Annotated in this window: 18 protein-coding genes; 9 read left to right on the top strand and 9 right to left on the bottom strand. The window is 70.3% G+C overall.

The window, feature by feature from the left end; all coding sequences use genetic code 11:
* Nucleotides 1–288 precede the first annotated feature (288 nt).
* The 3 genes from ABZ951_RS26325 (at nucleotide 289) to ABZ951_RS26315 (ending at nucleotide 2694) form a co-directional block, all read left to right on the top strand.
* The gene (locus ABZ951_RS26325; RefSeq protein ID WP_344083934.1) at nucleotides 289–1767 is read left to right on the top strand and encodes an MFS transporter; all 1479 of its coding nucleotides are present in this window, start codon (nucleotides 289–291) and stop codon (nucleotides 1765–1767) included.
* A gap of 141 nt (nucleotides 1768–1908) precedes the next feature.
* Nucleotides 1909–2109: a hypothetical protein gene (locus ABZ951_RS26320; protein ID WP_344083931.1), complete on the top strand. Its 201-nt coding sequence runs from the start codon at nucleotides 1909–1911 to the stop codon at nucleotides 2107–2109.
* 423 nt (nucleotides 2110–2532) lie between these two features.
* On the top strand, nucleotides 2533–2694 hold the full coding sequence (locus ABZ951_RS26315) for a hypothetical protein (RefSeq protein WP_344083928.1): 162 nt from the start codon (nucleotides 2533–2535) through the stop codon (nucleotides 2692–2694).
* A 1429-nt stretch (nucleotides 2695–4123) separates the two neighbouring features.
* On the opposite strand, the gene ABZ951_RS26310 is transcribed toward ABZ951_RS26315, so the two are convergent.
* On the bottom strand, nucleotides 4124–4348 hold the full coding sequence (locus tag ABZ951_RS26310; protein WP_344083925.1) for a hypothetical protein: 225 nt from the start codon (nucleotides 4346–4348) through the stop codon (nucleotides 4124–4126).
* 19 nt (nucleotides 4349–4367) lie between these two features.
* Entirely contained in the window at nucleotides 4368–4562 is a 195-nt protein-coding gene (locus ABZ951_RS26305) for a hypothetical protein (RefSeq protein WP_344083922.1), read from the bottom strand.
* Between ABZ951_RS26305 and ABZ951_RS26300 the strand changes: the two genes are divergently transcribed.
* Nucleotides 4561–5043, top strand: a complete 483-nt coding sequence (locus tag ABZ951_RS26300) for a hypothetical protein (RefSeq protein ID WP_344083919.1) — start codon at nucleotides 4561–4563, stop codon at nucleotides 5041–5043. The two genes, ABZ951_RS26305 and ABZ951_RS26300, sit on opposite strands and share 2 nt — an antisense overlap.
* Nucleotides 5044–5057: 14 nt before the next feature.
* On the opposite strand, the gene ABZ951_RS26295 is transcribed toward ABZ951_RS26300, so the two are convergent.
* A complete protein-coding gene (locus ABZ951_RS26295) occupies nucleotides 5058–5594 on the bottom strand; it encodes a hypothetical protein (RefSeq protein ID WP_361280842.1) in 537 nt (178 codons plus the stop codon).
* 200 nt (nucleotides 5595–5794) lie between these two features.
* The gene (locus ABZ951_RS26290; RefSeq protein WP_344083916.1) at nucleotides 5795–5974 is read right to left on the bottom strand and encodes a hypothetical protein; all 180 of its coding nucleotides are present in this window, start codon (nucleotides 5972–5974) and stop codon (nucleotides 5795–5797) included.
* A gap of 346 nt (nucleotides 5975–6320) precedes the next feature.
* On the opposite strand from ABZ951_RS26290, the gene ABZ951_RS26285 reads away from it, so the two are divergent.
* The 3 genes from ABZ951_RS26285 to ABZ951_RS26275 are packed head-to-tail and all read left to right on the top strand — an operon-like array spanning nucleotide 6321 to nucleotide 10113.
* A complete protein-coding gene (locus ABZ951_RS26285; protein ID WP_344083913.1) occupies nucleotides 6321–8372 on the top strand; it encodes a prenyltransferase/squalene oxidase repeat-containing protein in 2052 nt (683 codons plus the stop codon).
* Nucleotides 8369–9736, top strand: coding sequence for a cytochrome P450 (locus ABZ951_RS26280; protein WP_344083910.1), 1368 nt, complete (start codon nucleotides 8369–8371; stop codon nucleotides 9734–9736). The genes ABZ951_RS26285 and ABZ951_RS26280 overlap by 4 nt, the downstream gene beginning before the upstream one ends.
* A complete protein-coding gene (locus tag ABZ951_RS26275) occupies nucleotides 9733–10113 on the top strand; it encodes an FAD-dependent oxidoreductase (protein WP_361280835.1) in 381 nt (126 codons plus the stop codon). Before ABZ951_RS26280 ends, ABZ951_RS26275 begins: the two co-directional genes overlap by 4 nt.
* 378 nt (nucleotides 10114–10491) lie before the next feature.
* Here the strand turns inward: ABZ951_RS26275 and ABZ951_RS26270 are convergent, their stop codons facing one another.
* Nucleotides 10492–11421, bottom strand: a complete 930-nt coding sequence (locus ABZ951_RS26270) for an AraC family transcriptional regulator (RefSeq protein WP_344083905.1) — start codon at nucleotides 11419–11421, stop codon at nucleotides 10492–10494.
* A 115-nt stretch (nucleotides 11422–11536) separates the two neighbouring features.
* Between ABZ951_RS26270 and ABZ951_RS26265 the strand changes: the two genes are divergently transcribed.
* Both ABZ951_RS26265 and ABZ951_RS26260 read left to right on the top strand, forming a co-directional pair.
* Complete coding sequence (locus ABZ951_RS26265) at nucleotides 11537–12547, top strand: zinc-dependent alcohol dehydrogenase family protein (protein ID WP_344083902.1); 1011 nt, start codon at nucleotides 11537–11539, stop codon at nucleotides 12545–12547.
* 266 nt (nucleotides 12548–12813) lie between these two features.
* On the top strand, nucleotides 12814–14163 hold the full coding sequence (locus tag ABZ951_RS26260; RefSeq protein ID WP_344083899.1) for a hypothetical protein: 1350 nt from the start codon (nucleotides 12814–12816) through the stop codon (nucleotides 14161–14163).
* A gap of 402 nt (nucleotides 14164–14565) precedes the next feature.
* Here the strand turns inward: ABZ951_RS26260 and ABZ951_RS26255 are convergent, their stop codons facing one another.
* From ABZ951_RS26255 to ABZ951_RS26240, 4 genes are all read right to left on the bottom strand, one after another.
* Entirely contained in the window at nucleotides 14566–15246 is a 681-nt protein-coding gene (locus ABZ951_RS26255; protein ID WP_344083896.1) for an adenosylcobinamide amidohydrolase, read from the bottom strand.
* 129 nt (nucleotides 15247–15375) lie between these two features.
* Nucleotides 15376–16029 (bottom strand): hypothetical protein, encoded by a 654-nt coding sequence (locus ABZ951_RS26250; protein WP_344083892.1) that lies wholly within the window; start codon nucleotides 16027–16029, stop codon nucleotides 15376–15378.
* Entirely contained in the window at nucleotides 16026–16175 is a 150-nt protein-coding gene (locus ABZ951_RS26245; RefSeq protein ID WP_344083890.1) for a hypothetical protein, read from the bottom strand. The genes ABZ951_RS26250 and ABZ951_RS26245 overlap by 4 nt, the downstream gene beginning before the upstream one ends.
* A gap of 47 nt (nucleotides 16176–16222) precedes the next feature.
* Nucleotides 16223–18631, bottom strand: a complete 2409-nt coding sequence (locus ABZ951_RS26240) for a hypothetical protein (protein ID WP_361280831.1) — start codon at nucleotides 18629–18631, stop codon at nucleotides 16223–16225.
* Between the last annotated feature and the right edge of the window lie 118 nt (nucleotides 18632–18749).

Raw genomic sequence — 18749 nt, 5'->3', positions numbered from 1 at the left:
AGGTCATGTGCGGCGGGGCCCCTGTCGCACCATTCGGCGCGTTCGGCGTCGATGCGTACCGCGTGCCCGGCCGGGAGGAGGTGGGAAACATGGACTGGAACTGGACAATGAGTGTTGCGGCCATAGTTGCCCCCGGCCGTGTGGCCTCGTTCGGCGCGCGGTAGGACTCTCTCCCCCCCTTGCGGCACCTCATGGTGGTGTCCGCTGCTCTCGCGATCCCTTGTGTCGCGTCCCGGGGTGTAGGACCGCGCGTCTGCTCCTACACCTCCGACACAGAATGTGATCGCCTTGACCAAGCAGTCCTCCCCCGGGGACACCGTGCCCACGCCGGTCCCCCACACCACCGCGAACGCGGCCGAGTTGCCCGATCCGAAGCGGTGGTGGGCTCTCGCCGTCATCGCAGGCGCCCAGCTCATCGTGATTCTCGACGGCACGATCGTGAACATCGCCCTGCCCTCCGTCCAGAACGGACTGGGCATGTCGGATGCGAACCGGCAGTGGGTGATCACCGCATACTCCCTGGCCTTCGGCAGCCTGCTCCTCCTCGGCGGCCGGATCGCCGACCTGGTCGGCCGCAAACGCACCCTCGTGATCGGCCTGGTCGGATTCGCCGCCGCCTCCGCGCTCGGCGGCGCGGCCGACGGCCCCGGGACGCTGTTCGCGGCGCGAGCCCTGCAAGGGGCCTGCGCGGCCGTCCTGGCCCCCTCCGCACTGTCACTGCTGACGACGACGTTCAGCGACCCCGCCGAGCGCGGCAGAGCATTCGGGATCTACGGCGCGCTCGCCGGGGGCGGCAGCGCCATCGGGCTGCTGGTGGGCGGCCTGCTCACCGAGTACGCGACCTGGCGCTGGTGCCTGTACGTCAACGTCCCCATCGCGCTGGCCGCCCTCGGCGGCGCGCTGGCCCTCGTCAAGGACAGCCCCGGCCAGCGCGGGGGGCGCCTCGACGTCCCCGGCGCACTGCTCGCCTCCGGCGGGCTCGTGGCGATCGTGTACGGCTCCAGCGACGCCGAATCCGCCGGCTGGGCCAACCCGTTGGTGCTGACCCTGTTCGCGGCCGGTGTGGTCCTGCTCGCCGTCTTCGTGTGGTGGCAGTCCCACGCCAAGCATCCGATGCTGCCGCTGCACATCGTCAGGGACAGAACCCGTGCGGCGGCGCTCGCGACGATGGGCCTGGCCACCGTCGCCATGTTCGGCGCCTTCCTGTTCCTGACCTACTACCTCCAGGCCATCCTCGACTACTCACCCGTACGGACCGGACTGGCGTTCCTACCGATGTCCATCACGATCGTCATCGGCGCGACACAGATCGCCGCCCGGCTCCTGCCCCACACCGCCCCCCGCAACCTGATGGCCCCCGGCATGCTCCTCGCTGCCGTCGGCATGCTGCTCCTGACCCGCCTGGGTATGGACTCCGCCTACACCACCGGGGTGCTGCCCGCGCTGGTGCTGCTCGGCCTGGGCATGGGACTGACGTTCATGCCGGTCTACGCGACGGCGACCGCCGGGGTCACCCCGAATGACGCCGGAGTGACGTCCGCGACCGTCTCCACCTTCCAGCAGATCGGCGGCTCCCTGGGCACCGTCCTGTTGAACACGATCGCATCGTCCGCCGCCACCCGCTACATCGACGCCCACCCGTCCCGGAGCCGGGGCCTGGGGGAGGGCATGGTGCACGGCTTCACCATCGCGGCCTGGTGGTCGGCGGGCGTCCTGCTCCTGGCAGCGCTGGTCGCGGCCATGGCCAAGTGGCCTGAGAAACCCTAACGAGGTGATCTCCTAGGTCGTTGGACCACTCCGGACCGGATGGTGTTCCAGGGCATCCCGTTCGCGCTCCACATCGGGATCGCCTGGGAGCACCTGCCCCAGGAACTCGGTGTCGACTCCGGCATGACCTGCTGACGCCGCTTGGCCAAGTGGGCCGAGTGGGCCGACGCGGGAGTGTGGCCCCGGCTGCACGAGGTCCTCCTCGCCGAGCTCCGCAGCGTGAACGCCCCGGACTGGCCCCGGGCCGCGGTCGACGGCTCTCCCGCCCCCGCGTTGAAGGGCGAGCCAAGACTGGACGAAGTCCCGTCGACCGGGGCAGGACGGGCAGCAAGCATCACCTGATGCGCCCGACACCATACCGGTGGCTTTCAGGTGGGGAGTCAAGGTGAGCAGGTCTGTCCCACCCCCGAGCGCAGGGTGGGGGGGGAAGTTCAACGAGCCTCATCATCAGCACGGACAAGCGGCGGACGGGCCGGTCCGAGGGCAGGCGGAAACGCCTGTTACTCGTCAGCCAGGAAAAGCACACTCCCCTCCACCCTGCCCTCCTGCCTCACTCTGGTGCCGCTCGCGCAACCCGTCACCCCTGGCCAGCTCAGGGCACACGGGGGACAGGGCGAGGGGACGGGGCCTTCGCGGCATGGAGTATCTCCGAACAAGGGGGCGGGGGATCGATACAGCAACACCCACACGAGCGGTACAACGCATCAGGGTTGGCGTTTCGGGTATGCCGAGCGCACACAACTCAGACAGTCAGTAAGGCTGTTCATGCGCCGCATTGTCGCCGCCATCATCGGAGCCGTCATGCTCACGGGCCTTACGGCCACATCGGCCAGCGCTGTCACGGACCCGATGAAACTCATCAACTGCGCCGTCGAGTCCACCACAGCCGCCGACTTGAACGGCGCCATCAGCTGCACCCTGGACTAGCCGTAACGCGCCGCCACAAAAAATGCGGGATCACTAGGTCGCATCCAAAGGGAAGCCTGTACAAAAGAACGGAGACTTAATGCCGGGCAGGATCGGGAAACGACTAGCCGGTGGCGTCGGGACGGCGCTCCTCATCACCGCGACCTTCCTCTCCATCAGCGCGGTTCCCGCCGTTGCTGCGTCCGACGTGAAATGCCAAAGCGCCACCAGGACAGTGCTCGGAGGGCAGCCCGAAGGCGGCATGATCGGCATGACCTGCCGTATGTCGGCAAACAACGGGGGGCCATACACAGTTCGCGTTGATTCGCTCACACTGCGACGCTTCAGTAAGGAAGGGTTCGTCTACCACGGGGACCAAGTCATGACCAACAGGACCGTGGTCTGCCGCGCGTACGAGTGGGAACGCAGCGGTGGCAATCTGGTGTTCTCAGGGTGCGGGAGAGCTACTTCCACGCGATCCCGCTGATAAAGCGGCTATCGGTACCAGCCGCACCAAACATTCCTGTAACGCCACCAGTGAGCCCCGGCCCAGTTCGAACGGGTCGGGGCTCACTCAAGTGCCCACAGTACCCCTCCACCCCTGGTCAGCTCGGGGCACCCGGGGAGCCGGTCAAGAGGTCCGTGTGGTGGGGCCCAACCCACGCTCCAGCCGTGTTCCCGCATCCCCCCTGGACGGGTACTAGGGTCGGGTGCACACCGCACACCGCACACCCGAAGATCTAGGGAAGGGGTCAACACCCTCGCTCAACCCGGAGGAGAGAACGGGGAGCGAGGGGTAAAGCTGGGGTTACTACTACGAGAGCATGCACAGGCAGCTGCTCCGGTCCGTCACCTCGTAGCCGATCCGGCCACCACGCGGCACCTTGGGCGGCCGAGCTCACCGGGTCCTAAGGCTCCGGACGGGCCGTAGGGTCAAGTCCGCCTCAGCCTACGCGGGCAGCAATAGCCGGGTCGGACAGGCCCCCAGCGGGCAGCCACCTCGGCGACCCAGCCGCAATCCGATCGCGGGCATTCTGATGGCTCATCGGTAGTCGTCTCTCAGTGACTTTCGCTCTGCACGGAACAAGTCCTCCATGTGTCCTGCGCGGTACGCGGCGTCGGCCACGTCCACGTTGTGGGCGGTCAAGCCCAGCCTGGGCGCCAGTTGGCGGACCTCTTCGGCCCTTCCCTGGGAACGGCATCCCACCGCATGTGTAAGACACCGCTCCACCCCAGGTTTCCCTCACAGCCCAGCTCGTCACACCCGCCCCTCTCTGCGCTCCTTCCACTCGCCCGAGCCCCTCACGCTGTCCAAAATGCTGGCTGTTGATGTGCTTGGCCAAGCTGGCGAATCCGTAGGAGCGGGAGCCCCGACACTCATTCGCCGCGGGGGCACCGTTCGGTGGAGGTGATAGCTGGTGGAGTTCTGGGCCAGGGCGAGGCCCGCCTGCTACGAGGCGATGAGGCCAGATCTCTTGTCCGGGTGGGCTGCGAGGACGTGGCGGGTGGTGGAGAGGCTGGACAGACCGAAGAGCTCCATCGGGCGGACGGGGTCGGCGCTGTGGCGGGCTTCGTCGCAGATCCGGTCGACGCGCAGGACTCCCGCCGACAGGCCGAGTTGCTTGAACACCTTCTGCACGAGGCCGCGCGACCACCGCCCCGTGGTGCGGGGCAAGCAGGGCCATGACCAGTTCCTACGCAACGAGCCGCCAGCAGGCATCACGAATTCGGGCGAAGTTGAAGCGCCGGTGCTGAAGGGCCAGTGAGACCGGCAGTCCGATGACCTCGGCCAGGTCCCAGAGATCGTCTTCGAAGACGGGCCGCCTTACTCCCTCGGGCAGGGCGTGTCCGGCCTCGCGGCAGACGTCGGCTCCCCCGGATGAGCCCATGGCCCGACGCACCGGCCCGGGCACCGTGACCGGTCTCGAGATCGACCGGACCATCGCGGCTCAGGCCAGGCAGCGGCTCCACGCCATGGGCGTTCGCGCGCGGGTGCTGACCGCGGACGGAGAACAGGGGGCCCCACAGGTGCCCCCCTTCGACCGCATCGTGTGCACCGCCTCGGTCCGCGGCATCCCGCCCGCCTGGCTGCGGCAACTGCGCCCCGGCGGTGTTCTCGTCGCGCCCGTGGGCAGCCCCGCCGGCCACGACATCACTGTCCGCTTGACCGGCACCGGCCCAGGCGCCGCCGCCGGGCGCCCCGTCGCCACTGTGGAGTTCATGCGACTGCGGGGCCAGCGCTCCCCTGCCCCCACACCGACTTCGGCTGGCCCGCCGACATCGACGCGCAGCGGTGGCGCGACTACGAGGTACACGCCGACCAGCACGGACAGCGCATGTTCTTGGGGCGTGATCGCCCATGAGGGCTGATGTTGAGGGCACCGTCACGGCACCATGCGCGTCTCCGAACAACAGGGCGAGGGATCGACACGGCACCATCCACACGAGCGGCATGGCACATGCGTAGGCACCCACGTGGGCAAACAGCAGGTGAACAGCCTTCCGCGGGCGAAGTCCAGCAGCACGCGCCCCATCCGGGACGGGACGTAGTCGTGGGGGCCGATGATCGCCATGGAGACCGCGACCACCACGTCGAGTCCCTGGGCCGCGGCCCTGCAGCACTCGTGCTCACCAGCACCTTGCTGCGGGTGTACGGGGTGTGGGCCCCGAAGGGGTAGTGCAGGTCGTGCTCGGTGCCGGCCCGTCCCGGGGCCGAGCCCGTGGCGCTGAACGAACCGGTCACCAGCGGCGCGGCGCACGCCGTGCCGCCGCGCCGCGTCCAGCGGTACGTTGCGCGTGCCCAGCACGTTGACCGCGTGGATGTCACGATGTCCGCGCGCGGTGGTCGAGATGCGCGCGGCGCAGTGGTAGACGCTCTCGCAGCCTTCGACGGCGGCCGCGACCGCCACCAGGTTCCGCAGGTCGCCGACTGTCCAGCGGACGGGGAGCCCGTCCAGAGCCCCGCCGGCCGGTCCGGGGGCTCTACGAGTACCCGGATGTCATGACCGTCGGCGAGCAGGCGTCGCACCATGTTGACGCCGAGATGCCCGCTTGCCCCGGTCACGAGAATCACGGCTCTCATCGCCTGCCGTCTGCTGAGCAGTTGCTCCCCTCATCGGCCTCACCGCCGGACGATGCGGCACCCTTCGAGGGAGATGTTGCGGTTGACGAAGTCGGTGATCGAGCAGGTGAGCGCGGTGATTTCGTTGTCGGCGTGGGCCGGTGTTGCGGTGACAACGGATCCGAGGGCGAGCAGCAGGCCTGTGACCGCTGCGGCAGCGGTTCGGCAAACGCCGTTCATATCGAACCTCCGGATATGCGGGAAGCGACAGTACGGGTGATGCTGGGAAGGCTTCCCAACCCGTCGGCCGAAAACCTTCCGCCCGGGGGTCGCACAGGAACTCCGGGGCGGCGTGCGCGTCGGTGCGCGCTCCTTTTACGAGTCGGTCAGCGCGCCTTTTCTGCAGCTTTCCGGGCGAGTGCCCGAGACCTGCATTCCCGTACATCACATCATCGGACAATCCGAATTTAATGCCGCCGTGCGTTCGTTTCTTCTTCCCCTCATCGGCATAGCGATCAGAAACCGAAGGAAGAATGCTCCGTAGCCGCTCGCGTTCCCCGGCAGATACGAAAGAGGACGACGGCACATGGCGACGCACGGTACCGCCACCGATGACCCCGACGCCTTCACCCCGGTGCCCGGCGCGCACCGCGCCTTTGACGCCGCCTGCCGGCGCCTGCTCGCCCTCCAGGACGAACAGGGTGCGTGGGAGGGGGAGATGGAGTGGAGCACCATGATCCTCTTCCACTACGTCATCGCCCTGCAGCGCCCTGCGGACGAGAGGGCACGGCAGGCGACCCTGCGGTGCTACCGCGCGACGCGCACGCCGGAGGGAGGCTGGGGCATGCACCCGCAGGCCCCGCCGTCGCCGTACGCCACGACGCCGGCCTACGTGGGCTTGCGTCCGCTCGGCACGGAGCCCGGTGACCCGCTCGCCGCCGGTGCCCGGCGGTGGCTCCACGCACAGCCGGGCAGCTGCCGCGCCGTTCCGCAGTGGGGGTTCTTCTGGCTCGCGGTGCAGGGTGTGGTGCCCTACCGTCAGGGGACACCGGTCCCCCCTAGGGTGATGCTTCTCCCCCGGTGGGCGCCCCTGCACCCCGAACGGCTCCTGGGCTGGACCCGGACGCTCTACCAGGCCATGGCCTACCTCTACGGCGCGAAGTTCCGCGCCGACCCGGGGCCCGTCACCCGCGACCTGCGCCGCGAATTGTTCGCCGGCCACGGCGCCGGTGCCCGCGTGCCGCCCGGCCGCGGCACGGACCTGTACGTCACCGGGGGCCGCGCCCTGCGCGTGCTGCAGGGGTGCCTGCGCGGGTGGGAGCGGGTGCACAGCCGCCGCCTGCGCCGCGTGCCCCTTGAACGCTGTCACCGCGCGGTCGTCGAGGAGCAGCACGCCTCACCGCACCACGGTCTTTCCTCGGTGAACGCCCTGGTGGAGTGCTTGGTGCTGTTCACCCGCGACCGGCACCACCCGTTGCGGGACGACGCCGTCGCCCGCCTGCGCTACTGGTGCCGGCAGGACGGTGACCGCGGTCTGCGCGGCTGCGGGGACCGGTCCGCCGTGCGGGACACCTCCTTCGCCACGGAGGCGCTCCTGTCGGCAGGCCCCGCGGGGGCGGACCACGGGCCGGAGTGCCGGCTGGGCCCCGCGATCAACCGGGCGCACGCTTTCCCGCGCCAGGCGCGGATCACCACCTACAGCGGGCGGGTGGCGCCGCTGCGCACCGTCCGTCACGGCTGGGCGTTCTCCGACGGCCACAGCCGCTGGCCCGTCAGCGATTGCACGGCCGAAGCCGTGGGCGCCCTGTTGCGGGTGCAGGAGGCCACCGGCCCCGGCGGCCGCCGGATTCCGGCACCGGCCCACCTGGGGCGGCAGGCTCTGCACGGCGCGTTGAACGTCATGCCGGACCGGCAGAAGCCCGCCGGCGGGCTCGCCACCCTCGACCGTCGGCGGGCCGGCACCTGGCTGGAGGCCCTCAACCCGACGGAGATGTTCGCCGGGTGCATGACCGACACCTCGTCGGTCGAATGCACCGGCTTCGTCCTGGCCGCCCTGTCCCGCATGCGTCCCTTGCTGGAGCCGGCCGCGCGCCACCGTGCCGGGCAGGCGACGGCCCGCGGCGTCGCCTACCTCCGCGCCCGGCAGCACCACGACGGATCGTTCGGCGGAACGTGGGGCATCAACTACACCTACGCCGCCTTCCACGCCGCCCGCGGGCTGCGCGCCGCGGGCGTTGCGGCCGACGACCCGGCGCCCGTGGCGCTGGCCCGCTGGCTTACGGGGTCCCAGCTGAAGGACGGTTCCTGGGGCGAGGACTGGCGAAGCTGCCTCGAACGCCGGTACCTGGCGCTGGAAGAAGGCCTCCCCGAGATGGCGGCCTGGGCAGTCATGGCGGGGCTCGACACCCTCGGCCCCCGGCACCCCGTCGTCGTGAACGGCATCCGCCGGCTGTGCGCCCGTCAGCAAGCGGACGGCTCCTGGGCCGGCGGCCACGTCAACGGTGTCTTCTTCACCACCATGATGCTCGTCTACCACCTCTACCCGGTGTACTTCCCGGCCCTGGCCGTCGGCCGCTACCCGGGGGCCGTCGCCGCGTCCGCCCCGACCGCTCACGAAGGAACCCCGGGGACAGCATGACTACCGAAGCGCAGGCTCTCCCCCGGCCCGGAGGACGGGAACTCCCCGCCCTCGGCGGCGGGCTGCCGTTGATCGGTCACGCCGTCCCCTTCTTCCGGGACCCCGTGGGCTTCCTGCTGCGCGCCCACAGCAGGCGGGGTGAAGCCGTGACGTTCACGCTGCCGGGCCGGCGGGTCGCGTCGTTCTGCGGGCCGCAGGCGAATGCCGTGGTCCTGGGGCTGGACGAGACCGACGTCGACCGCCGCGTCATCTACGAACCGCTCCTGACTCCTCTGGTGGGCCGAGGGGTGGCCTTCGACGTCCCCACCGACGTCATGGTCTGGCAGCAGTCCCTGCTGCTCCCCCATCTCCGACGGGATGCCCTGGCCCGGTGCCTCCCGGTGATGGTCGACCAGGTCGAGCGGTACATCGCGCCGTGGGAGGGGAGCGGGACGTTCGATCTCGTGAAGGCGATGCGGGATATCAGCGCACGCATCTCCGCCCACTGCTTGATCGGGCCACGGTTCGGCCGCACGACGGGCCGGGAGCTTCCCGCACTGCTGAGCCGGCTGGAGGACTCCTTCTACATGTCCTTCGTCATGGGCCCCCGTGCCCTCGTGCCCCGCCACCGCCGGGCCGACCGCGCCCGTGAGACCCTCACCCGCGCCATCAAAGAGATCGCTCCCGACGACCGTCCCGAGGGCGCCGACCGCAGCCGTTTCGCGGAGCTCCTTCGAGCGGCCGGGCCGTGCGGCCTTTCCCTGGACGAGGACACCGCAGCCGCCCTCATGCTCTCCTGGCTGTTCGCCTCGGCTCCCGTCATGGCCCATGCGGCCTGGACCGGCGTCCTCCTGCTCCAGCACCCCCAGTGGCTCCCCGTCCTGCGCGCGGAGCAGGAATCCGCCTTCACGGACTATCCGCCGGCCACCCTTGCGCCGCTCCACCGGCTCGAGCGCCTGGGCCACTGCCTCCTGGAGGCCGAACGCCTCCACCCGCCCGTCTGGCTGCTCCCCCGCCTGGCCGTGCGGGACCTGTGCATCCGCGGCTACCGGGTCCCGCGCGGCTATCTGGTGTGTGCCTCGCCGGGGGCGTCGCACCGCCGGCCGGACGTGTTCCGCGATCCCGAGGCGTTCGATCCGGACCGCTACCTTCCCGGCCGTGCGGAACACCGCGCCGCGCCTTACGCCCTCATCGGTTTCGGCGGAGGCCGGCACCCCTGCCTGGGCCCGGCCTTCGCCCAGCAAGCGATCAAGGTGATCTGGAGCGTCCTGCTGCGCTCCTTCGATCTGGAGCTCGCCGACCCCCGCGTCCGCGAGGTCCGTGCCTCGGTGTTCCACCCGCCCCGGCAGCCGTGCACGGTGCGCTACCGGCGCAGGAAACGATGACCGCCGATGAGGCCGCCTGCGACGTCGCGGTCATCGGTGCGGGCCCGGCCGGCTGCGCCGCCGCACTCGCCCACGCCCGCGCCGGCCACCGCGTCCTGCTCCTGGAGACCTCGCGCCGGCCGCCCACGCGGCTGGCCGAGGAATGGCTCCACCCCGACGGCGTCGCGGTGCTGCGCAAGCTCGGAGTCGCCGTGCCCGCGCCCTCCTTCCGCCCGGCCCTGGGCTTCGTCCCAGTCGATTCCGCAGGTCACGTGCAACACGCGCTCCCTTCGAGCGTTCGCTGTCCCTCGGCGTCGAGCCGGGGCGGGACCACCCGGCGACCTCATAGAAGCGCTCGCTGGCGCACCACCCCATCAGCCGTCCGTGGCCCCAGCTGAGCCCAGGGTCCTCGCTCTCGAGAAGAGCTCCACGGCTCCGGCTGTTCGGGAGGTGGAGGGACGCATGCCTGCCCCTGCCGTTTCGAATTCGGTCGGCGTACCGTGCCGTGGTTCGAGCCGTCCCCAGGGTTTGTCGAAGCTCTCCCAGGCGCCGCATACAAACCAGACGTCTCACCCGGCCCCTGCCAGGACTGGCCTAACGGCCAACCCGCGACGCCTATTAGGCATACGACGCCCGCTATCCCGTCCTCGTCGACGCCGAGAAGCGGAGCTCCCTCTGGCCGGCCCTCGCCGAGAGCGCACCGCGGTGCGGGCCAGTCTGACGATCCCCGGCCTCCGGCACTCCGTGGATCGCGCCGGCCACCTCGCTCGCACCGGTCACGCCGAGATGCCGGCCCCCTGCTTGCGGTACCTGCCGGGGGCCACTCCGTACTCGCGTTTGAAGGCCTTGGCGAAGGCGAACTCCGAGGTATATCCCGCCCGTTCGGCGACGGTGCGCAGCGGTGCGTCATCCTCGCGCAACAGCCGGCCCGCCGTCGTCATGCGCCACCAGGTCAGATAGGCGAGCGGCGGCTGGCCGACGAGTGCGGTGAAGCGCCGGGCGAAGGCGGCTCGGGACAGCGCCGCGCGGGCGGCGAGCTCCTCGACCGTCCAGGGGTGTGCCGGGTCGTCGTGGATGGCGTGCAACGCGGCGGCGACGGCCGGGTCACCCAGGGCCGCCGCCCATCCGGACGACTCGTCGGGGCGCTCGGTCAGCCACCACGTGCGCAGCAAGTAGAGCAGCAGGGTGTCGAGGAGCGCGGGCACGACGGCGTCGGAGCCCGGCTGGGGGTCGGCCAGTTCGGCACCGAGCAGATCGACGGCGGAGCGCAGCCGGTCATGGGCTCCGATCCGGGCCGGGAGGTGGATGAAGGGCGGCAGGTCGGTCAGGAGAGGGTGAGCCCGCGCCTTGTTGAGCTGGTAGGCGCCGCAGAGTATGAGGGTCTCGTCGCCGTGGACGGGCCCTCGGTGACGGAGCGACGGCCAGGAGCCGTCCGTCTTCAACCGGGCCTCCTCCAGCGGCGTACCGGGGTCGTCGGCGAGGCCGTGCCCGTACCCGTGGGCCAGGAAGACGACGTCGCCCGGGCCGAGGCGGACGGGGTCGGCCCCCTCGGGCGGCAGGAGCCAGGCCGAGCCCTGGAGGACCACGTGGAAGCCGGCGCCGTCAGAGGCGGGGAAGCGGACGCCCCAGGGCGCGCGCTTGACCGAACGGGAGGAGTGGGGGCGCCCGGTGCGCATGGCGGCGATCGCGTCGCTCAGTACGTCCATGGCCGCACCTTACCGTCACCATCACACCCTGTCGCCATGATCGAGAGACGTTGGGACATAGCCGGGAGGTTTTCGGATATGGATCGTCTCCCGAGCTCTCCGTACGGTCGTTCCTATGACAATTGCTTCTGCACACACGGCAGTCACCAAGGCGGTTCTCTTCCACGAGCTCGGCGGCCCCGAAGTCCTGAAGATCGAGGAGGTGCCGCTGGCACAGCCCGGGCCCGGCGAAGTCCTCTTCCGCGTCGAGGCGATCGGCCTCAACCGGGCCGAGGCCCTCTTCCGCGCGGGCGGCTATTACTACCAGCCGGCCCTGCCCGGCTCCCGGCTCGGCTACGAGGCCGCGGGGGTGGTCGAGTCGGTCGGCGAGGGCGTGACCGCGTTCGCCCCCGGCGATGCGGTGATGGCTGCGGCGAACTTCGACTTCGGCGTCCACGGGGTGTACGGAGAGCACGCCGTCCTGCCCGAGGCGTCGCTGGTGCACCGGCCCGAGGGCGTCGACGCGGTCACGTCCGCGGCGGCGTGGCTGTCGTACTCGACGGCGTACGGCGGCATGGTGGAGACCGGCGGGCTGGCCCCGGGCGACCATGTGATCATCACGGCCGCCTCCAGCGGTACGGGGACGGCCGCGATCCAGACAGCCCTGCGGATGGGCGCGATTCCGATCGCGACCACGCGCGGCGAGTCCAAGCGGGAGCGGCTGCTGGAGCTCGGCGCGACCCACGTGATCAGCACCGCCTCCCAGGATTTGGTCGAGGAGGTGCAGCGGATCACCGACGGCCGGGGAGCGCGGATGGCCTTCGACGGGGTGGGCGGCCCGGGCTTCGCGACCCTCGGCGACGCGCTCACCCCCGGCGGCACGCTGGTGCTCTACGGCTTCCTGGACCCGCGCCCCGCTCAGCTGTCGATGAACTGGCCACTGACCGTCCACGCGTACGGCAACGGAGTCCTCTGCCGCGATGAGGCCTACCGCCGCCGTGCCGCCGCCTTCATCGGTTCGGGCCTGACGAGCGGCGCGCTGGCACCCGTGATCGCCGAGACCTTCGACGGCCTGGAGCGCATCACGGACGCGCACCGTCTGATGGACTCCAGCACCTTCACCGGCAAGATCGTGGTGAAGGTGTGACATCGGGGCGGCGACGCGCCGGGCGCAGCCTGTGAACAGCCGCCCCGCGATGCCGGGGTAGCCGGCAGTGGCGAAGCGGAGCCACGCCGCGCAGGCGAACACCTGACTTGCGGTTTCGTGGCCCAGGGGTCAATTCCGGGGCGCCGGCGGGGGTTCCAGCAGTTCTCGCGACCGGGCCCACCCGTGTGCTTCTGTCGCGGACCCGCCCGTTCCTTGGCTCTTCGGGCACCGACTGCGCTATTGACATGTGCACGAGAATCACTCAGGTGAACATCATCAGAGAACACTCGATGCCCCGCAGACGAGCCCGCGGGCGGGGAGCGAGAATCTCGCTCCTGCTCACCGCCCTTCTCGCCGGCTCCGCCCTCTTCCCGGCGACGGCCTCCGCCGTCGGGAAGGCCCCGGAACAGATCTGTGGCCACACGGTCCAGGGCCGCATCCTGGAAAAGTACCGGGAGTACCGGGACACGCTCGGCTGCCCCCAGACCGACGAGCAGACCGCTCCCGACGGGGTGGGCCGGTTCAGTGTCTTCGACGGCGGCTCGATCTACTGGAGCCCCTCCACCGACGCCCACGTCATCTGGGGCCTCATCCGCGACAAGTGGGCCGCCATGGGCTGGGAGAAGGGCTCCCTCGGCTACCCCACCAGCGACGAACTGTCCCTCCCCGACGGCGCCGGGAAGCGTCAGGTGTTCCAGGGCGGCTCGCTCTACTGGCATCCCACGCGCTCCAACGGCGTCCACCCCGTCTGGGGCCTCATCGGCCAGCGCTGGGGGCAGGCGGGCTGGGAAAGCGGGGTGTACGGCTACCCCATTACCGACGAACTCCAGCAGGAGGGCGTCACCCAGATGTTCGAGCACGGCCCCATCCGGTGGTCGCCGAACGAGACCGCGAACCCGCTGGTCCCCCGTGCGAACGCCCATTTCTTCCAGGGCAGCCCGACCCCGGGCGATCTGAAGGAGAGCGCCACGCTGCTGCCCAAGGGCCCCGACCGGGGCATCGTCGTGGTGCGCGGCTACATCGGCGACGACGGCAACCCGGTCAATCACTCCCTGGGCAACCACCGCCTGTGGAGCACCGAACCCGAAGCCAGCTCCAAGGTGGCCATTGCCTGGGACACCGCCACGGGCCAGGTCGGGATCTACGTCGACCGGTCCTGCGTCGGTGACCTGCCATGCCGTAATGCCAAGCCTCTGGCGCGCACCGAGCACGCCAAGGTGGTCCAGGACGACCGGACCCCGCGGAACGAGTACTGGGTGGAGCCCTACGGTAACGGCGGCATCCGGGTGGACGTGTCAGCGGTCAACTCGTTCGTGGACGTCCCCGGCTCGCAGTACGCGGATCTCGGCCGGATCAACGCGACGTTCCACGTTTACCCGCACGGCTACGACGACAAGAACAAGAACTTCACCGGCTTCGACATCGACACGAACAAGGACAAGTACCCGTCCTGGGAGGTCCTGCGCTACCCGCGTCTGCTGGCGGACTCCGGTTCCCCGCAGGCTCTGTGGCAGGGCGCCGTGTGGCAGGGTTCCATCACGGACCTGAAGGCCCCGCAGCACCTGTGCCACCGGAACGACCCGGACCACGCACCCGTCAACATGACCTGCAACTGATCAACGCGGGAGAGCCGGTCCGTCCGGCCTCCTGCTCGGTTCACCGGCACGATGTGCGCCATGGCGAAGCGGGCGCCGATTCCGGCGCTGCGGAGGTGACCGGGCGGGGACTGGTCGCCTCCAAGAAGGCGCCGCACCGATCGGGGCTTCTCGCGTTCGCGGCCACCCCGATGAGCGCTCAGCTCCCGTGGTCGGTGGAACCCCACCGCGCAAATCCTCGCCCACCCCCACGTCCGGCGACGGCAGCCGGCCCCACTCCCAGTGGCCTGACGCCGAGCACTCTCGAAGAGGTGTGTTCCAGGCTGTCCACCACAGTGCGGTTCACCCCGCACGAGCCACCCCAGGTTGCCCTCAGTTCCACCCAGCCCGCCGGTCTGCGCCGCTGATGGCGAGAAGCGGTGGTCAGGGAGAAGGCGTGGCGGCGAGGACGGCGTGATGGACAGCGCGGGCGAGGCGGGCGCCCCATAGAGAGCGTGGCCCGGCGAAGGCATGTGGCGTGCCGCCTTCGCCGGGGGTGCGGGCGGCGATGCACACGGCGTCGGTCGGGGTGCCGGAGCAGTCGTAGCCGGCATCGAGGAGAGCCTGGACCTTGGCCTCGGTCGCAGTGGCCACGGCATTGACCAGAGCGGCGTCGGTCAGTGCCACGGGAAGTGCGGCGATGATGTTGATCGTGCCGGGTGCTGCCGGGCGGGCTGAACCTTCAGCGGGGGAGGCTGCCCATCCGCGGACGGTGACGCCCGCTGTCGCGAGAGCTTCGACACCGCCGTCCTGGGCATGGGCGTGGCCGGTGACGTCGGCCGCAGTCATCAGTCCCACGCCCTCCCCCCGGGCGCCCGCAGTCTTGGCGAGGCCGGCGAGGTGCCGGTCGGGGTCGGTGCGCCGGTAGCCGTGGGAGACCTGGGCGTTGAGAACCCAGGCACGTTCGCCGATGCCTCCGCCCAGCACCGCGTTGCTGATCATTCGCCAGCCCGGGCCGGCGGACCACAGCAGGGCGTGCAGCCGCTCGGTGTTTTCGACGCGAGGCAGAAGCCGCACGGACCGCAGGCCGGTGGTGGTGTGGGGTGAATGGAGGACGGCGGACATCTAGCGGAGCTCCTGGGCGAGGCAGCTGGGACCAGCTGATCGTACGCAGCGTCGTGAGCGCCCTACTCCCGCCCCCGCGTCCCAGACGATTCGCGCGTCGCCGGCATCCGACAGCGTGTTTGGGCCATATCACCTTTTCCCGGTGACGGTGAGGAATGCCACCGAGCCGACCGCGACCAGGGCGACTCCGAGCAGGCACCAGTAACGCGCTGCGCGCAGGGCCGACTGGATTTGGTAGACGTGCGCCGTGGCGAGCAGCCAGCGCACGAGAGGGTCGGTTCTGGCGATGTTGGCGTGCACTCGGTGCAGGTTGTCCCGCCACTGGTCGCGGCGCTGCGGGTCGTCCTCCGCAAGCGCCGCACGGTGGATACTCACGGCGATCCGCCGGTGGCGCAGCAGGTCTTCGATGCTGGTGGCTGCGGAGCCGAAGTAGTAGGCCGGTTCCGCGTCGATCGCCTCGCGCAGACCGCGCAGTGCCGGAGACTTGAGCGTGGCCGTCGTGGTGACCGGGGGTTCCAGCACCCGGCCCACGTGCCAGATGGCGATGATGACCCCCGTCAGGGCGACAAGCAGCGCACCGCCCGCGATGCACGCCTCGCCGATCCCGTGGACGCGACCGACCGCAACGAGCGGGCCGCCACCCAACAGGGCGGCCCCGACAGTCCCGTAGGCGGCGATCATCCACCGCGCCGCGGCCCGCAGTTCGGGCACTGCTTCAAGCGGCGAGGGCAGCGTGTCGAACGGCAGGCCGGGGCCGGCTTCGGGGGGCGTCGGGGCCGTCATTGATCGTTGTCGCCCCTGACCAGATGCCCAGGCGTGCCGCCGTCGACTTCCACGTCGAGATACGGCACCCAGTCTTTGCCATCGAAGTACAGCAGCTCACCGTCGTCGTTCATCTTGACGTCGGTGTCCTTCGGTTCCTGCTCCATGACCGTAAGTATCCCCGTGGGCCGTGTTACCCGTAACCACCCATGCATCAGCTCCCCGCGGCTTCTACGTGGGTGATGTGGCGCAGCACCAGGGCCACGACCTCGCGCTGCACGGGGTCGTCCAGTCGCGTGATCAGTCCGGCTTCGCGGCTGCCGGCGATCACCTCGTTCAGGGCTGCCGACATCGGCTCGAGCGAGGGGTCTGCGGCGAAGTCGGCAAGGTTTTCCCGCGCTGCGGACGCGCTGGCCTCGTCTCCGGTGGCGGCCCCGACGAAAGTGCCCAGAGCCAGGTGGTAGTTCATCACCAACCGCAGCTCAGTGGGCACGATGACCTCGTTTTCCAGTGCTTGCCGGGCGCGGCTGACCACGGCAGTGTCCAGCGGCTCGAGGTCGGCGAGGACGTCCGGTCCGCGCTCACCGTTGTAGAGCCGCCGCAGCCTTGCGGCCGGCTTCGCGAACCGGGGATCGAGGGTCTCCAGCGTGGCGAGGCGCTTGCGCAGGTTGATGTACGCCGCGGTGTTGCCGCGGGTGGCGGCCACCAGCGCGGCGATCAGCGGCTCCCAGGAGATGGACCACACGGCTTCCTTCAGCGCCGAGCCGGCGGACGACTGCTCAACCTGCTGGCGCGCTTCCTCGATCAGGCTCTCCAGCAAGCCGCTCAGCGTGGCCGGGTCGGGTGTGAGCCCTTGCAGTACGGGGAGCAGGTCCACCCCCGGGACTTGGCCGACGCGTTCGCACAGCTCCTCCGGGCTGCCGGGCAGTTCGAGTTCCGGCCCGAACTCGTACAGATCACCGGCTGTCGCGATCCCGGCATTGCTGGTGACGCCGTCGGTCAGCCTGCCCAGGAGCCCGGCCGCCAGGTGATGGGCCACCGCCGCTGTGCCGTCCCGGGCGTGAACCTTCAGATAGGTGCCGATGTTGGCGTGTCCGATCGCGATGGTGTGGGGAGACTGCGCCCGGTAGGCGTAGCGGAGGCAGTCCCGGGCCCGGTCGATCGCCACGTCCCCGTGTCCGCGGACGTTCTCGATGTTTCCCAGGGCGCCGAATACGTCGGCGAGCAGCAGGGGGTCGCCGAGGCGCTCGGCGATCTGTCGGCTCGCGTCCACGAGGGAGAGCGCTTCCTCGGTGCGCCCCAGTTCGAGCAGTGGCGTGTAGGCGCGGTGGCGGGCCTGGACGAGGTCGGTACGGGGGGCGCCGCGGGCTTCCTTGGAGGCGCACAGCTCCGCGTTGTACGTCAGCGCCTGCTCCCAGCGGCCGACGCGAACAGCCGCCTGCTGGGCGGTGTCGAGGAGTTCCTCCCACACTGCCCACCAGAAGGGACTCTCCGCGTCCGCTGCTCCCCGCGGTAGTGGCTTCATCCTCTCGATCAGATCGGCGGCTTCGGTGAGCGCCTGTTCCGCGTGCCGGGAGGTCGCCAGCACATGTACCCGGCTCACTTCGCCGCGATATCTTTCCCAGCCACCGAAGCCCGCCCGCCGCACGTACTCGATCTGCTCGTCGGCCAGTGCGAGCGCCTCCTCGATGTGCCCCGCCCGGACGGCAGACCCGATCAGGCGGCTCGCCGCGCCTGCCGCCACCTCGTAGTCTTTCGCGGCCCGCGCCTTTTCGAGTGTCCTGCGGGTCTGTGCGGCGGCCTGCTCAGGGTTGATCAGCTGCATGACTCTCGTGTGCGCGGCGGAGAGGCGTCGCCCACCGCCGCCCGTGAGGTGCTGTACGGCCAGCCGTCGCATCATGGGCCCCACCCGTGCGGCCGTCGGCCCGGTGGCGTCGCGCAGCAGCACGGCTTCCAGTAGCCCTTCGGCCAGCTCCGGGTTGCCGTCCCGGGCCAGGTACGGCGCCGCCGACATGCCGGCCCGCGCGATCAGTGGCCCGGTCAGGTGCGCTCCCTCCGCATCGGTGCCCTCCCGGGACCAGGCCATCTTGAATACCGTCACCCAGTAGCCGGACATCCGGGTGTCGACCATCGCGCGGAAGTCGCCGCCGGCGAGTTCGCGGCCTGCGGCGGCGATCACGTGGTGGATCTCCAGGGATACGTCGCTTGTTCGGAACCGTAGTGTCAGCAGTCCTCGCTCCGCCGATGTCAGCAGATTCATCTGCACGGGTGTTTCGCCGTGACCGAGCCGCGAGCGTAGGTCCGGCCAGTTCTGTTCCAAGGTCGGGAGGGTACGGTCCGCTTCCTCCAGGCAGCACAGGAAGGAGAAGAGATCACGGGTTTCCGGGGGCAGGTCGCCGACGACGGCCCCGGTCCAGGCGCGCATGCTCTGCAGGTGATCGACGTCGCCCGCGGTGGCCTGCCCGGAGATGAGGATGCCGATACGGGCATCCTCACCCCTGTTGTGCGCCCGTCGGGCAGAGGCGGCCGGCTCGGCGAGCCGGCCGGGATCGGCGCACAGGCCGTCGGCCAGCTCCAGCAGGAGGGGATGTCCGCCGGCCGCTGCCAGGAGCGCCCCGGCCAACCGGCGCGCCTCGCCAGGTCGGTCGGTGATGGTGGTAGCCCACACCGCCCCGGGCGGACGGGCGGACGCCAGTATGTCCTCCGCACCGGCGTGCGGTGAGTTCCTCGATGCGGGAGCG

The sequence above is a fragment of the Streptomyces sp. NPDC046215 genome, assembly GCF_040646215.1.
GTDB classification, from domain to species: Bacteria; Actinomycetota; Actinomycetes; order Streptomycetales; family Streptomycetaceae; genus Streptomyces; species Streptomyces stramineus.
Note: the sequence above shows the minus strand (reverse complement) of the source record. Positions and strands in the feature narration are given on the sequence as shown.